We start from the raw sequence: 15708 nt of genomic DNA on the forward strand, positions 1-15708 counted from the left end.
CGATGCTGGAGCTCCGCGGTGTCAACGCCGGCTATGGCACCTTCCAGGCGCTGTTCGACGTCGATCTCGACGTGAAGGCGGGCGAGGCCGTCGGCGTCATCGGTCCCAATGGTGCCGGCAAGACCACCCTGATGCGCGTGATCTCCGGGCTGATCCGCCCCTCGCGCGGGTCGATCGCCATGGAGGGCGTCGATGTCGTGGCGACGCCGCCGCACAAGATCGTCAGCCTCGGCATCGCGCATGTGCCGGAGAACCGGCGGCTGTTTCCGCAGCTCACGGTCGACGACAATCTCAAGATGGGCGCCTTCATGAAGGAAGCGCGCGGCCATTATGCCGAGCGACTGGAGGTCGTGTTCGACCTGTTTCCGCGCCTGAAGGAGCGCCGCCACCAGATGGCCGGCACCATGTCCGGCGGCGAGCAGCAGATGTGCGCGATCGGCCGCGCGATGATGTCCAATCCAAAGCTGTTGCTGCTCGACGAGCCGTCGGCGGGACTGGCGCCGGTCGTGGTGCAGCAGGTGTTCGAGCTGGTGAAGCGGATCCGCGCCAGCGGGCTGACCGTGCTGATCGTCGAGCAGAACGTACAGCAGGTGCTGAAGGTGGTCGACCGCGCCTACCTGATCGAGGCCGGCACGATCCGCAGCTCAGGCACCTCGGCCGAGATGCTGGCGAGCGACACGGTCAAGGAAGCGTATCTCGGGGTGTGATGTTCATGCAGGGGTTCCTGGACATTTTCGACATCTACCTGCTGGAGGCCGTGATCAACGGCATCCTGCTCGGCGGCGTGCTGGCGCTGCTCGCGATCGGGCTCAATCTGATCTTCGGCGTCATCGACGTGACCTGGATCTGCTATGCCGAGCTCGTGATGATCGGCATGTACGCCATGTATTTCATGGTGCAGTATTACGGCCTCAGCTATTTCATCGCGGCGCCGTTCACCATTCTTCTGGTGGCGCTGCTCGGCGCCGCGCTGCATTATCTCGTGATCGCGCCGCTGCTCACCGCGCCGCCGATCAACCAGCTGCTGGCGACCGGCGGCGTGCTGTTCGTGCTGCAGAGCTTTGCCACGGTCGCCTTCGGCATCGACTTCCGCAATCTCGGCATCCGCCTGCCGGTGCTCGCCTTCGGCGACATGAACTTCAGTTACGCGCGCCTCCTGTCATTTCTCGCTGCGCTGGTCGGCATGGTCGCCGTCTATCTGTTCATGACGCGCACCTTCACCGGCACCGCAATCCGCGCCATCTCGCAGGACCGGCAGATCATGGCGCTGATGGGCGTCGACACGAAGAAGATCTATCTCATCACTTCGGCGCTCGGCGGCGCGCTGGCCGGCCTCGCCGCCTGCCTGCTGGTGCTGCAATACGACGTGCATCCTTTCGTCGGACTTTCGTTCGGGCCGATCACCTTCCTGATCTGCGTGCTCGGGGGGCTCGGCAATTTCATCGGCGGCTTCATCGCCGCCTTCGTGTTCGCCGAGATCATCTCGCTCGGCGGCCTGTTCTCCGACCTCGAATGGGGCTATGTGCTCGCCTTCGCCTTCTTCATCGTCATGATGTTCATCCGGCCCGCGGGCCTGTTTGCGAGGCGCCGATGATGGGGCAGGGGCGGCTTGCAGCATGGGGGATCGGACTGGCGGCGCTGATCGCGCTGCCCTTCGTCTACCGCGACCCCTATCATCTGCACATCCTGGTGCTGATCCTGATCTGGTCGTTCGCCTATACGTCCTGGTCGATGATGGGGCGGTTCGGCCTGGTCTCGCTCGGCCATGGCGGCTTCATGGGCATCGGCGCCTATGTCACCGCGCTGCTGTGGAATCATCTGGGCTGGTCGCCCTGGATCGGCATTCCCATCAGCATGGTGGCGGCGGGTGCGCTGGCGCTGATCGTCGGCTATCCCTGCTTTCGCTTTCGCATCACCGGCCACTATTTCGTGCTGGTGACGCTGGCGCTGTCCGGCATCGTGCTCCAGGTCATCACCGCGACGCGCGACTATACCGGCGGCTCGCTCGGCTACACGCCGAACCGGGCCTCCAGCAACAAGCTGCTGGCGCTGCAATTCGACGACAAGATCACCTGGTACCTGATCGCGCTCGGGGTCTGGCTGTTCGGCATCGTGGTCTGGCACTGGGTCGATCGCAGCATGAGCCGCTACGCGCTGGAGGCGATCTCGGAGGACGAGGACGCCGCGGCAGCCGCCGGCGTCGACGTCACCGCGGAGAAGCTGAAGATCACGCTGCTCAGCGCGCTGATGACGGCGCTCGCGGGCGCGCTCTACTGCCAGTACCAGATGTTCATTACGCCCGACACGGTGAGCGGCATCGCGGTGTCGCTCCAGATGGTGTTTGCCGCCATCGTCGGCGGCCTGTTCGTCTCGCTCGGTCCGACCTTCGGCGCCGTCATCACGATCCTGCTGGCGGAAACCCTGCGCATCGGCTTCGGCACCAAGGCGGTCGGCTGGGACAATCTCGTCTACGGCGTGCTGCTGGTGCTTTTCATCATATTCCTTCCCAAGGGTATCCTTGGTAGCGTGCTCGACCGGCTGAAGCCGCAACGCAAGGTGCCCCGCGCTCATGAACAAGAAGCCGCCCAGATCGCTCGCCCAGGAGCTTGACCGCTACATCACGCCATTCCGCTACGATGGCTCGGGCAAGTTTCATCTCAAGGACCACAAGACCAACGAGAGGGGCGATCTCGACAAGGAGACGGCGCAGGAGCTTCTCGACGCCAACAAGAAGCGGCTGATCGAGTTCCAGGAGAAGCTCTACGCCCAGGACCGCTGGTCGGTGTTGATCGTGTTCCAGGCCATGGACGCCGGCGGCAAGGATAGTGCGATCAAGGCGATCTTCGAGGGCATCAATCCGCAGGGCTGCGAGGTCCATGCTTTCAAGGCGCCGAGCACCAAGGAGCTCGACCACGATTTCCTCTGGCGCCATGCGATCGCGCTGCCGGAGCGCGGCCATATCGGCATCTTCAACCGTTCCCATTACGAGGAGTGCCTGGTCACGCGGGTGCACCCGGAGATTCTTGTCAAGCAGAAGCTGCCGGAAAAGCTCGTTACCAAGAACATCTGGAAGGAGCGGTTCGAGGACATCTCCGCCTTCGAGCGCCATCTCAGCCGCAACGGCACCATCGTGCTGAAGTTCTTCCTCAACCTGTCCAAGGAGGAGCAGCGCGAGCGCTTCCTCGACCGGCTCGATGAGCCGGCCAAGCAGTGGAAGTTCTCGATGGACGACATCAAGGAGCGCGCGCTGTGGCCGCGTTACCAGGCGGTCTATCAGGACATCGTCCGGCACACGGCAACGGCTCATGCGCCCTGGTATGTCGTGCCGGCCGACCACAAATGGTTCGCCCGCGTCGTGATCGGCTCGACGATCGTCGCGGCGCTCGAAAAGCTGGACCTGCGCTTTCCCCGTGCCGACAAGGCCTCGCTGGGGGAGTTCGAGGCGGTGCGCAAGGCGCTGGAGAAGGAGGAAGGAAAGAAGCGTGCAAGATGAAAAATGCGAAAACAACCCCATGCACAGTAGCCGATGACAGTGAAATCAACGGCTTGCGGGCGAGTGAGAAGCGACGTTCGGATTTTAAGAAATTCGCTTGACCCGTCGGGCAAAACAGGGGTATGGTGTGATCATCGCGACAGTGCCGTTTGGCGCATCAAGAGCAGCCCATGACCGGTCCCGCAGGGTGGGCAAAGCGACTTGTCCGCCGTAGCTCGAAGAGCGAAGGCGGAAGCGTGCTCACCAATTTTCATTGCTGATAGAGGTGGTGGGCACGGCGCAAGTGCGCCTTTGCCCACCCTTCGGGTTCTGGGCCAGCCGTCAGTAACCGCGGCCCCACCAATAGCAGAAGCGCTCGACATTGGCGGGAAGGCTCGCTTCGTAGTTCGCCCACTTCTCGTATTTCGGCAGCTTCACCTCCTTCATCGCGGTGTCGAAGCATTTGCCTGAATCAGCCGCCTTCTTCACTTCGGCGGAGAGGTCCTCCATATAGGCGATGTCGTCCTCGATGTCCTTCTTGGTGCCGAAGCGGCCGCCGGCATAGGGATGGCCGGGGATCATGCGTTCCCAATCGAGCGAGGCCAGCTTCTTCAGCGAGGCGATGTATTCCAGCGGCGAGGCGTTGTCGGGGATGTTGCGGAACTGGACGGATTCGATCGGCGCAAAGTCGACGACGAAGACGATCTTCTCCTTCGGCAGCCGCATCACCAGCGAATTGTCGGAGTGGTTGCGGCCGACATAGTTCAGCTCCAGCGTGGTGCCGCCGAGCGTGATGGCCTTCTTGTCGTCGACCACCTGGTCCGGCATCACGACGTCGGCGAGCAGCGAATTCTGCTTCTTCAGCTCGAGCAGGCGCTCCTTGGTCCGCCGGTGGGCGATGAAGGTGGCGCCGAGGTCCCTGAAGGGCTGCCCGCCGGCGATGTGGTCGTAATGATGATGGCTGTAGACGACATATTTGATCGGCTGGTCGGTGACCGCCTTGATCGCGTCGATATAGGGTTTTGCAGGGCGCAGGTAAGAGATCGGGTCGGTCGCGATCACGCCCTTCGGCGTCACCACGAACATCGATTGATGGCCGCCATAGCGGAAGATGTAGACGTTGTCGGTGCCGTCGACCTTCCTGGTGGAGGTCTGCGGCGGGGTTTGCGCGAACGCTGAACCGGTCGCGAGGGCCGCAACAATTGCGATGCAAAATGATGCTTTCATCTCTGGCTTTCTGGAAAAGGGGAGGCGGGAGCGGCGAGTATTCTCTTCGAGAAAAACGCTGCGTCGAGGGATTTATTCCGCTGCTGCACGCGGCCAATCTGTCGCGGGAACGGCATGGAACGCGTCTGCAAATGTGATTTGAGAGCCGTTGATCCCGCTTGACAGTATTGTGTCATGGGAGGAGCATGGCGTTGGTCGCGAATACGCGACGCGCAACGTCCACCTCGTGAGCAAGGGGAGGTCTATGACTCCACCTCCGCAAATCCAGCCGCGTTAAGTGCGATGGAGCTCGTTCGGACTATCGCATAGCGGCAGAAACCGCGAACGGCACGCCGGGTTAAGGTTTAGTGGGCTGCATCAGCGAGGCATAGCCCCTACCTGCCCGGCGCTGTGCGTTTGGGGTCATGCTGCGTAAGACAATCCGGGCCCGCATGGTTCGAGACGCCCGCTTTGGCGGGCTCCTCACCATGAGGGTCTAGAATCTCCATGAAGGTCTAGAATCTCGCCGCGCAACATGTCCTCATCCTGAGGGCCCGCGCAGGCGGGCGTCTCGAAGGATGGGCCGCGGGCGAGCTACCAGCCACCTGCGAACTGGACGCAAAGGACCGCGGTTCCTGCTTCCGGCATTGCGGCAAATGCCAAGAGAATGTCGCCTCCTTGGCCAACTTCCGACACAGCGCCGGGGCGAATAGCAGCGACCATCCGACATGACGCGTGTGCTTCGGCGGTGACGGTCCCGTCGCCGCCGGCGCATTCATTTTCTCAAGGAATCCTCGTGTCGCACAAGCTTGTCCCGGCGCTTCTCGCAGCGCTCTTCCTCGCCATCTCACCGCTCGCCGGCGCCCACGCCGAGCCGCCGGCCGCCAAGGGCGCCGCCGCACTGTCACCCGACGAGGCCAGGCGCGCGCTGGAGACGCTCCAGGACGACCAGAAGCGCGCGCAGATGATCGACACGCTGCGTGCCATCGCGAATGCATCCGGTCAGCAGCAGCCTGCGCCCGAGCCAAAATCGCCGATCCCGCTGTCCGCCGACGGCCTCGGTGCGCAGCTTCTGCTCACGGTCTCCGAGGAGATCGGCGAGATCTCGGGCGAGATCGCCAGCATGGCGCGGACGCTCACGCACTTTCCGGCGTTCTACTACTGGATCATGCGCACTGCGAACGATCCCGCCGCCTACAATCTCCTGATCGAGATCGCCTGGAAGCTCGCGCTGGTGCTCGGCTGTGCGCTCGCAGCCGAATGGGTGATTTTCCGTCTGATCCGGCGTCCGGTCGTATTTCTGGAAGGACGCGTGCCGCAAGCCGTGCAGCTGCCGGCGCAGGCGCTGCCCATTACCGATCCGCCGTCATCGGTGGCCGACGTCACCCCCGCGCCCGACCTGCACAAGCGCCGCCACAGCCTGGCGCGGATCTGGCAGGTCATGCTGCGGCTGCCCTTCGTGCTCGCCCGCCTTCTGCTCGAACTGCTTCCCGTGTTCATTTTCGTGGGTGTCGCCACCACGCTGCTTGGAACCGAGATTGGCGAGCCCAACACCGTCCGCCTCGTGATCCTCGCGGTCGTCAACGCCTACGCATTCTCGCGCGGGCTCATCTGCGTGGTCCGTGCGCTGGCGGGGCCGTTCGGCCTGTTTCCGGTTCGCCCCGAGACCGCGGCCTATATCGAGATCTGGGCGCGCCGCATCGTCGGCGTCGGCGTCTCCGGCATCGCCTTTGCCAATGTCGCGCTGCTGCTCGGCCTGCATCGCGCCGGCTACGCCGCGCTGCTGCGCATGGTGATGCTGGTCGTGCATCTCTTCATCGTCGTCATCATCCTGCAATGCCGCCGCCAGGTCGCCGAAGCCATTCGCGCGCCGGCCGACCGGCAGGGTATTGCGGCCCGCCTGCGCAATCGCATCGCCGGCGGCTGGCACTATCTTGCCATTGCGCTCGATCTTGCGCTGTGGGCGGTGTGGGCGCTGAACATCCGCAACGGCTATGCGCTGCTGCTGCAATATTTCGTCGGCACCATCGCCGTGGCGCTGATCACGCGCGTCGCCATCATGCTGACGCTCGGCCTGATCGACCGCGGTTTCCGCATCAAGCCGGAGATCCTCCAGCGCTTTCCGGGGCTCGAAATCCGAGCCAACCGCTATCTGCCGCTGCTGCGCAAGATTGTCTCCGGCGTGATCGCTTTCATCGGCTTCGTGGCCATGCTCGAGGTCTGGGGCGTGGATGCCATCGTCTGGTTCTATGGCGGCCAGATCGGCAGCCGGCTGATCTCGGCCGTGGTGACGATCGCTCTCGCCGCAGCTATCGCGGCTGCGATCTGGGAAGCCAGCAACGCGCTGCTGGACCGCCAGATCAACACGCTGTCGCGTGACGGGCACTACGCCCGCGCCGCACGGCTGCGTACCTTCCAGCCGATGCTGCGCACCGCGCTGCTCTGCGTGATCGCCGCCGTCGTCGGCCTCACCGCGCTCAGCGAGATCGGCGTCAATGTCGCCCCACTGCTCGCAGGTGCCGGCATCGTCGGCATCGCCATCGGCTTCGGCTCGCAGAAGCTGGTGCAGGATCTCATCACCGGCCTGTTCCTGCTGCTGGAGAACACGGTGCAGGTCGGCGACAATGTCAGCGTTTCCGGGCTGTCAGGCGTCGTCGAGAACGTCTCGATCCGCACCATCCGCCTGCGCGCCGGCGACGGTGCCGTGCACATCGTGCCGTTCAGCGCGGTCACGACCATCACCAATGCCAGCCGCGGTGCCGGCAACGCCTCCGTCAGCGTCAACGTCGCCTACAAGGAGGACACCGATCGCGCCGGCCAGATTCTCAAGGACATCGTCGAGGAGATGCGCCGCGAGAGCGAATTCCGCGCGCTGATCCGCGGCGATCTCGAGCTCTGGGGCATCGACAAGGTCGACGGCGCCATGGTGTCGATCGTCGGCCAGATCCGCTGCACCGAGGCCGGCCGCTGGCCGGTCCAGCGCGAATTCAACCGCCGCATGAAGCAGCGCTTCCAGCAGAACGGCATCGAGGTCGCGTCCGCCACCCAGACCATCCTGATGCAGATCGCGCCGCCGGCCGATCATGCTGCGAACCTCGCGCCGCGGCGCGCCGCCGGATAGCGGCCCGGTCAACTTACCGCTTGCCTCCGCGCACCCGGCATCGTTCACTCCAGCTCCAGTCCGCTGACAACATGCGGGCGGCAAAAGGGTGGGAGAGAACGATGCGGGGGCTGTGGGCCGGATCGCGCGGTCACCTGATCGTCATTGGCGCGTTGATCGGATGTGCGGCGGAGATTGCGCCGGCAAGCGCCCAGCCGTTTCCATCACGCCCCATCACCCTCGTTGTGCCGTTCGCGGCGGGCGGCCCGACCGACACGCTGGCGCGGATTCTGTCCGAGCGGGTCGCTGCCGAACTGCACACGACGATCGTGGTCGAGAACGTCGCCGGCGCCTCCGGCAGCATCGCCGGCGCCCGCGTTGCGCGCGCAACCCCTGACGGCACGACCATCACCATCGGCCATTGGGGCACCCATGTGCTGAACGGCGCGATCTTCAAGCTGCCCTATGACGTGATCGCCGATTTCGAGCCGGTCGCGATGATCGCGATGGGGACGCAGCTCATCGTCGGACGGAAGACGCTCGAGGCCAACAATCTGAAAGAGATGATCGCGTGGCTGAAGGCCAGCCCCGGCAAGGCCACCGCCGGGACGGCCGGCGCCGGCACCGGCGCTCATGTCGCCGGGGTCTTCTTCAAGGAAAGGACCGGTACCGACTTCCAGTTCGTGCCCTATCGCGGCGCGGGTCCCGCCATGATCGATCTCGTGGCCGGCCAGATCGACATCATGTTCGACCAGGCCTCGAACTCGCTGCCGCACTACAAGAACGGCGCGATCAAGGCGTTCGCCGTGACCTCGCCAACGCGGCTCGCATCCGCGCCCGACGTCCCGACCGTCGACGAGGCGGGCCTGCCCGGCCTCTACATCTCCTACTGGCACGGCATCTGGGCGCCGAAGAACACGCCGAAGGACATCGTCGCGAAGCTCAATGCCGCCATCGTCGCCGTGCTCGCCGACCCGTCCGTGAAGCAGCGCTTTGGCGAATTGGGGCAGGAGATTCCGCCACCGGCGCAGCAGACGCCTGCGGCGCTCGCGTCTTTCCAGAAGGCCGAGACCGAGAAATGGTGGCCGATCGTGAAGGCCGCCGACATCAAGCCGGAGTAGCGCTGCGCCACAAGCGCTTCTCCTCATCCTGAGGAGGCCGCGTAGCGGCCGTCTCGAAGGATGGCCGCAGGCGGGATAGGGGCCTTCATGGTTCGAGACGCGCGAAGACGCGCTCCTCACCATGAGGAGCGGGAGCAGCTTTGCCGCGTTAACCTTTGCCTCGCGCTTGATCTGCGATCTGCACTAAAATTCTCGCTGCGGTGCGAGATCACAATCGATGCGCGGGTTGCTATGTCCTTGATATCAGGGGAGCGGTGGCCGACAATGGCTGTGGTTCAATAAGAAAATCCTTGGGGGAATTCGTGAATAGACCTGCCCGGGTCGTTGCCCAGCCGACATCGTCCGATCAATCGCATGGCATGGCGCTGCTGCGCGATCCCCTGCTCAACAAAGGCACCGCCTTCACGGAAGCGGAGCGTGCCGCGCTCGGCCTGCGCGGCCTGTTGCCGCCCTGCGTGCTGACGATGGAGACGCAAGCTCAGCGCGTCCTGACCAATCTGCGGTCGCTGCCGACGGACCTGGAAAAATTCGTCGCGCTGAACGCGCTGCATGACCGCAACGAGGCGCTGTTCTTCCGCGTCGTGGTCGACAATATCGACGAGATCCAGCCGATCATCTACACGCCGACGGTCGGGCTCGCCTGCCAGAAGTTTGGTCTGATCTACCAGCGTCCGCGCGGCATGTTCATCTCCTCGCGCGATCGCGGCCAGATCGCCGATATCCTGAAGAACTGGCCCAATCCCGCAAAGCTCATCGTCGTGACCGATGGCGAGCGCATTCTCGGCCTCGGCGATCTCGGTGCCAACGGCATGGGCATTCCGGTCGGAAAGCTCTCGCTCTATTCGGCCTGCGCCGGCGTGCATCCCGAGCATTGCCTGCCTGTTGTGCTCGACGTCGGCACCAACAACGAAGAGCTGCTGGGCGACCCCTATTATCTCGGCCTGCGCCAGCGCCGGCTCACGGGCGAGGCCTACGACAGCTTCGTCGACGAATTCATGGTCGCCGCGCGAAAGACGTTCCCGGGTGTGCTGATCCAGTTCGAGGATTTCGCCAATCATTCGGCGTTCAAGCTGCTGCACAAGTACCGGGACGAGACCTGTGTCTTCAACGACGACATCCAGGGCACCGCGGCGGTGGCGCTCGCCGGCCTGTTCTCGGGCTTGCGCGTCTCCGGCGGCAGGCTGAAGGATCAGAAGATCCTGTTCCTCGGGGCGGGCGAGGCGGCGACCGGCATCGCCGATCTCGTGGTCTCCGCCATGATGGCCGAGGGCGCCACTGAGGCGGAAGCGCTCCGCCGCAACTGGCTGGTGGATTCCCGTGGCCTCGTCGTCGGCGGCCGGGATGGCCTGTCCGGCCACAAGCTCCGCTATGCCCATACCGGCCAGGCGCCGATTGTGGACTTCCTCACCGCGATCAAGACGCTGAAGCCGACGGCGATCATCGGCGTTGCCGCGGTCGGCGGCGCCTTCACGCCGGAAGTGCTCAAGGCGATGGCCGAGCTCAACGAGCAGCCGATCGTGTTCGCGCTGTCCAATCCGACCTCGAAGGCCGAATGCTCGGCGGAGGATGCCTATCGCTACACCGGGGGCCGCGCGCTGTTCGCCTGCGGCAGCCCGTATGATCCGGTGACGCTCAACGGCCGCACCTTCGTGCCGCGCCAGGGCAACAACTCCTACATCTTCCCCGGTGTCGGCCTCGGCGTCATCGCCAGCCGCTCGCGGCTGGTGACGGACGAGATGTTCATGGCCGCCGCCCATACGCTCGCCGATTGCGTCGGCAAGGAAGACCTTGCGCAGGGCAGTCTCTATCCGGCACTGCCCCGCATTCGCGAGGTCTCGGCCCGCATCGCCGTTGCGGTGGCCGACGTCGCCTATCAGCGCGGGCTCGCGGATGGCCCGGCGCCAAACGATGTGAAGAGCCTGATCCAGTCGCAGATGTACGAGCCGAAGTACTGATTGCCGCCCCATCGTCATGGCCGGGCTTGTCCCGGCCATCCACGCCTTGCCCCGCAGCACGAAGCGGCGCGCTGAGCCGCGGCGGGCAGTCGATCCGCATCGTCCCGGAACTCGATCTCGTCGTCGCGGTGACTGCGGGTTATTGTCAGGATTACAGCGCGCCGGCGTTTCGATTGCAGTTTGGCGTATTCAGGGACGTGTTTCGCGCGATTCCGCCTCCGGCCTGAGCCGGAGCTGCCGCATTGGGCGGTCGTCACTGTCCCGATTCAAGACACCCACTGTGGTGGAATCGCCACAGCCGGCGTGAAACGGCCGCGGCCCTAACCCCGCTTTCCTTCAGCCAAGGTTCTGCCCTGATTGCCCACCGAAACTTAGGCGTGTTCGGAGGGCGCATCATGTCTCGCTTTGCAAGTGCCGAAACGGCCCGGATCTCGCTGGCAACCTCGAGCCGGTTGCTGCTCGCTGTCATCGCTGCGGCCTCGCTCGCTGCGTGCGCGCAATCGCCGGTCGGCCGCCAGAAGGCTGATCTTGGTAGCAATCGGCAGGTCGCGGTCGAGCGGCCGCACAGGGTGGCGGCGCTGCATCCGCGGCCGATCAGCCGGGCGCGCATCCCCGACGGTGACGCAAAGCAAGCTGCCGCGCATGGCGTCGCCAGCTTCTATTCGGATACGGAGACCGCGAGCGGCGAGAGGTTCGACAAGAACGAATTGACCGCAGCGCATCCCAGCCTGCCGTTCGGCACCAAGCTGCGCGTCACCGACGTTTCCTCCGGCCGCTTCGTCACCGTCCGGGTCAACGACCGCGGGCCCTATGTTCGCGGACGCGTGGTCGACATCTCGCCGTCCGCGGCCGAGGCGCTCGGCATGGTCGACAAGGGCCTCGCCAATGTCAGGCTCGACGTCGTGCGATAGGGCATGATCCGGAAACGTGCGCGGCGGTTTTCCCTCGCGACAAACGCGGAACGCGTTTGCGCGGAGATCATGTTCAAACGATTGGGCTCGCGATTCATCGACGTAAGACGTCGCGCTTAACCGGCTGTTAGCCGCTTCTCACGCACCATGGTTGCCCAACAATTCGGGGCTTTTGGGGAGGCGGACGCTTGAACACGATCCAGTATCTCGAAGATCAGGCCGCGCGTGCCGAGCGGCTCGCCAAACGGATCACGGATACGCTGACGATCGAAAAGCTCCTGGCCTTCGCCGACGAACGCCGCCGCGAGATCGAGATCATCGCCGGCAAGCGCCGACACGCATAACTCCCCCAAACCATGCACTGAACGCATTCGATGCGCAGTCAGGTGTGGCTCTCCACGAAATCGCTGAGGTAGTCCGGCAGCGTCACGCCGTCGATGTCGCAGCGTGCGCGGATCTCGCCGGCGACGTCGGTCGAGATGTCCTTCGTCCAGTGCTCGAGCGTGTTGAACGAAATCACCTTGATCGGATCGTTGAAGCAGCCGGCGACCAGCTCGCCGATCGTGGTTTCGAGATCGCTCCGTTCGATGCGGATTTCGGTCGCCTCGTCGCGGCGGTCGATCACCACGAACAGGGTCTGGTCTGCGCCATAAGGCACGACCGGGGATGGCACGCCAGCTCCAAGCATCTCAGACACTCACGCCTTGGCTTCCGATCGTCGTTAACGGGAAGAGCCGGACGAAGGTTCCTATGCGTGTGCGAGAAGCTTGTCGCGCGCGTGCAGCTTCGGCGTCTGCACGCAATCAGAGAAATTCTCTCCAGCGCGATAGCTCGATGACGTGCTCGGGCGAGAGGACGTTCGTGACCAGGGGTGGCTGCGCCGCCGTCCGGATCTCATAGAGATGCCGGGTCGCCGCCGGTTTCTCGATGAACGCCGAGATGCATTCGTCGAGCGTGCCCTCGCTCACCTGATAGGACTCTCGGTCCGGCCGGCGCTGGTTGGCGAGCGACGGCCATTTATACAGCGCCGCATGTGCGCCGAAATCGACCTTTGAATCCGCAGCCACGTCCCCCATCGCCCGCCTCACGCAAAAACAACCCCAGCACGCGGATCTGCGCGCCGGGGCCTACACCAATCGCTGCATCACAATGCTACAAGCCCCTCAACGCGGCAGCCGGGAAAAGGTTCCCGGCCGCCTTGTCGTGTTCAGCTCGCGGCCGCCGCGATCTTGTGCCCCGGGCTGCTGTGACCGTGGCTGTGCTCATCGTCACGGCTGACCTCCGGCGGAAGCCCGGCGAAGCGCCGCAGGGCCTCGGCCATCTGGGTGCGGCCAGGTGCGCCGGTGATCACCACGTCCACCATCGCGAAGGACGAGTGGAAATGCCCGCTCGCCTTGAGCTGCTCGACCGGGACGCCGGCCGCCGCCATCGCCTCCGCATAGGCGATGCCCTCGTCGCGCAGCGGATCGAACTCGCAGGTGGCGACGAAGGCCGGCGGCAGCCTTTCGAGCTTGCCGCGCAGCGGCGAGACGCGCGGATCGGTGCGGTCGGCCGGTGAGCAGTAGAGGTCCCAGAACCAGTACATCAGCGAACGCGTCAGGAAGTAGCCCGTTGCATTGTCGTTGTAGGAGGGACGGTCGAAGGTGCAGTCGGTCACCGGGCACACCAGGAGCTGGCCGGCGATGTCAGGCCCGCCCCGGTCGCGCGCGAGCTGGCAGGTGACGGCGGCGATGTTGCCGCCGGCGCTCCAGCCGGCAACCAGCACCGGGCCCGGTCTGCCGCCGAGCTCGGCGGCATGCTCGGCGATCCAGCGCGTCGCCGCATAGCCGTCTTCGGCCGCGGTCGGGAAGCGATGCTCCGGCGCGTGGCGATAGCCGACGCTGACGAACATCATGCCGGTCCGGCGCACCATGTCGCGGCAGAACGGATCGTCCGACTGCTCGTCGCCGAGCACCCAGCCGCCGCCGTGGAAATAGACCACGACCGGATGCGGTCCTGCTGTCGCGGGCTTGTAGACACGATAGGGAAGCGGACCGTCGGTGCCCGGCAGCGTGCCGTCGACGATCTCGCCGATCGGTCGTCCGGCGGGCCGGCCCTTGTTGAACTCGTTGACGAAGGCGCGGGCGCCGAGCGCGCCCATCGACTCGATCGGCGGCAGGTTCAGTGTTGCCAGCAGGTTCAGCACCAGCCGGACGTCCGGCTGAAGCCGCACCACCTCGCCGTCGTTGCACTGCGCGGCGCCATCGGGCCCGGTGAGCTTGAAGCCGAGCATGCCGCGGGCCGTGACCTCGTCGCAGATGCTGCGATAGGGACCGACGCCGCCGGTATAGGGCATCAGGCCCTGCACCTTGCCGGGCACGTTGGCGCCCGTGTACCAGGTGTTGGCGAGCCGATGCAGCGTCAGCATCGAGCAGTCGGCCATGTGCCTGTTCCAGCCGGCCTGCGCCGTCTCGGTCGGCTCGATCGTGGTGAAGCCGGCATCGTGCAACGCTTTGAGGCGATCGACGACCCAGTCGACATGCTGCTCGATCGACACTGCCATGTTCGACAGCACCGACGGGCTGCCGGGCCCGGTGATCATGAAGAAGTTCGGGAAGCCCTCGACCGTGAGACCGAGATAGCTCTGCGGCCCCTGTGCCCAGACGTCGGTGAGCGACTTGCCACCACGCCCGGTAATGGGGTGCACAGCGCGGATCGCGCCGGTCATGGCGTCGAAGCCGGTCGCGAACACGATGATGTCGACGTCAAAGCTGCGCTTGCCGGTGGTGATACCGCCTGCGGTGATCGCCTTGATCGGCTCCTGGCGCAGATTGACCAGCGTGACGTTCGGCCGGTTGTAGGTGGCGTAGTAGTTGGTATCGAGGCAGGGACGCTTGGCGCCGAAGGGATGGTCGTGCGGCATCAGCGCCGCCGCCGTCTCCGGATCCTTCACCGCCGCCGAGATCTTTTCGCGGATCAGGTCCTGGACGATCTTGTTGCCCTCGACCTCGGCGCCCTGGTCGGCCCAAAGCTGCGTCAGGATGTGGACGAGGTCGCCGGCGGCCCAGGCGCGCTCGAACCGCTCACGGCGCTCGGCATCGCTGAGCTGCCAGCTCACGACGGTTTGCTGCGGATAAGGGACGCCGGTCATCGACTGCCGCGCCTGCTCGCGATAGGCCGCGCGGTCGCTCTGGAAGAAGTCCTTACGATCGGCCGGCGAGGGACCGTTATGCGCGGGCAGCGCGAAATTCGGGGTGCGCTGGAACACGGTCAGATGCGCGGCCTGCTCGGCGATCAGCGGGATCGACTGGATCGCCGACGAGCCTGTGCCGATCACCGCGACGCGCTTTCCCGCGAGGTTGACGCCGTCATGCGGCCAGCGTCCGGTGAAATAGACCTCGCCCTTGAAATCCTTGACGCCGTCGATCTCCGGCGGCTTGGGCGCGGAGAGGCAGCCGGTGGCCATGATGTAATGGCGGCAGGAGACAGGTAGCCCATTGTCGGTGGTGAGCTGCCAGCGCCCGGTCGCCTCGTCCCATTTGGCTTCGGTGACCTTGGTCCTGAAGCGGATGTCGCGGCGCAGATCGTAGCGGTCGGCGACGAAGCCGAGATAGCGCAGGATCTCGGGCTGGGTCGCGTATTTCTCCGACCAGGTCCAGGCCGTCTCGAGTTCCGGATCGAAGGTGTAGCTGTAGTCGATGGTCTGGATATCGCAGCGCGCGCCGGGATAGCGGTTCCAGTACCAGGTCCCGCCGACATCGCCGGCCTCTTCGAGAGCGACCGTCGAAAAGCCGGCCTTGCGCAGGCGATGGAGCAGATAGAGGCCGGCAAATCCGGCGCCGACCACGGCGACGTCGACCTGCTGGGCAGTTCCATGCGCCGCGTCGGCGGCACGCGCAGCAACCATTGCGTCAGGCATGCATTCCTCCCGTGCTTTTGTTTTGCCGGCAGGCTATCGCCGCCG

General features: G+C 64.9%; 13 protein-coding genes. 9 read left to right on the plus strand and 4 right to left on the minus strand.

The window, feature by feature from the left end; genetic code table 11:
* Positions 1 to 2 precede the first annotated feature (2 nt).
* Genes AC1RUR_RS03215 through AC1RUR_RS03230 form a run of 4 tightly spaced genes read left to right on the plus strand, consistent with a single transcriptional unit; the run spans position 3 to position 3493 of the window.
* Positions 3 to 707, plus strand: coding sequence for an ABC transporter ATP-binding protein (locus tag AC1RUR_RS03215; RefSeq protein WP_492841229.1), 705 nt, complete (start codon positions 3 to 5; stop codon positions 705 to 707).
* Between the two features lie 5 nt (positions 708 to 712).
* Positions 713 to 1594, plus strand: a complete 882-nt coding sequence (locus tag AC1RUR_RS03220; RefSeq protein ID WP_492841231.1) for a branched-chain amino acid ABC transporter permease — start codon at positions 713 to 715, stop codon at positions 1592 to 1594.
* Complete coding sequence (locus tag AC1RUR_RS03225; protein WP_492841233.1) at positions 1591 to 2610, plus strand: branched-chain amino acid ABC transporter permease; 1020 nt, start codon at positions 1591 to 1593, stop codon at positions 2608 to 2610. Before AC1RUR_RS03220 ends, AC1RUR_RS03225 begins: the two co-directional genes overlap by 4 nt.
* Positions 2570 to 3493, plus strand: coding sequence for a polyphosphate kinase 2 family protein (locus AC1RUR_RS03230; RefSeq protein WP_492841235.1), 924 nt, complete (start codon positions 2570 to 2572; stop codon positions 3491 to 3493). Before AC1RUR_RS03225 ends, AC1RUR_RS03230 begins: the two co-directional genes overlap by 41 nt.
* 321 nt (positions 3494 to 3814) lie before the next feature.
* Here the strand turns inward: AC1RUR_RS03230 and AC1RUR_RS03235 are convergent, their stop codons facing one another.
* Entirely contained in the window at positions 3815 to 4699 is an 885-nt protein-coding gene (locus AC1RUR_RS03235) for an MBL fold metallo-hydrolase (protein WP_492841237.1), read from the minus strand.
* Positions 4700 to 5474: 775 nt separating this feature from the next.
* On the opposite strand from AC1RUR_RS03235, the gene AC1RUR_RS03240 reads away from it, so the two are divergent.
* The 5 genes from AC1RUR_RS03240 (at position 5475) to AC1RUR_RS03260 (ending at position 12109) form a co-directional block, all read left to right on the plus strand.
* Positions 5475 to 7799, plus strand: coding sequence for a mechanosensitive ion channel family protein (locus AC1RUR_RS03240; protein WP_492841239.1), 2325 nt, complete (start codon positions 5475 to 5477; stop codon positions 7797 to 7799).
* 101 nt (positions 7800 to 7900) lie between these two features.
* Positions 7901 to 8899, plus strand: a complete 999-nt coding sequence (locus AC1RUR_RS03245) for a Bug family tripartite tricarboxylate transporter substrate binding protein (protein WP_492841241.1) — start codon at positions 7901 to 7903, stop codon at positions 8897 to 8899.
* Positions 8900 to 9201: 302 nt separating this feature from the next.
* On the plus strand, positions 9202 to 10854 hold the full coding sequence (locus tag AC1RUR_RS03250) for an NAD-dependent malic enzyme (protein ID WP_492841243.1): 1653 nt from the start codon (positions 9202 to 9204) through the stop codon (positions 10852 to 10854).
* Positions 10855 to 11249: 395 nt separating this feature from the next.
* Positions 11250 to 11765, plus strand: a complete 516-nt coding sequence (locus tag AC1RUR_RS03255; RefSeq protein ID WP_492841245.1) for a septal ring lytic transglycosylase RlpA family protein — start codon at positions 11250 to 11252, stop codon at positions 11763 to 11765.
* Positions 11766 to 11953: 188 nt separating this feature from the next.
* Positions 11954 to 12109 (plus strand): hypothetical protein, encoded by a 156-nt coding sequence (locus tag AC1RUR_RS03260; protein ID WP_492841247.1) that lies wholly within the window; start codon positions 11954 to 11956, stop codon positions 12107 to 12109.
* Positions 12110 to 12147: 38 nt separating this feature from the next.
* Here the strand turns inward: AC1RUR_RS03260 and AC1RUR_RS03265 are convergent, their stop codons facing one another.
* From AC1RUR_RS03265 to AC1RUR_RS03275, 3 genes are all read right to left on the minus strand, one after another.
* A complete protein-coding gene (locus AC1RUR_RS03265; protein WP_492841249.1) occupies positions 12148 to 12453 on the minus strand; it encodes a hypothetical protein in 306 nt (101 codons plus the stop codon).
* 115 nt (positions 12454 to 12568) lie between these two features.
* Complete coding sequence (locus AC1RUR_RS03270) at positions 12569 to 12841, minus strand: hypothetical protein (protein ID WP_492841251.1); 273 nt, start codon at positions 12839 to 12841, stop codon at positions 12569 to 12571.
* A 131-nt stretch (positions 12842 to 12972) separates the two neighbouring features.
* Entirely contained in the window at positions 12973 to 15663 is a 2691-nt protein-coding gene (locus AC1RUR_RS03275) for a flavin-containing monooxygenase (RefSeq protein WP_492841253.1), read from the minus strand.
* Positions 15664 to 15708: the final 45 nt, after the last annotated feature.

This window comes from Bradyrhizobium sp. GW821-FHT12B03 (assembly GCF_058807535.1).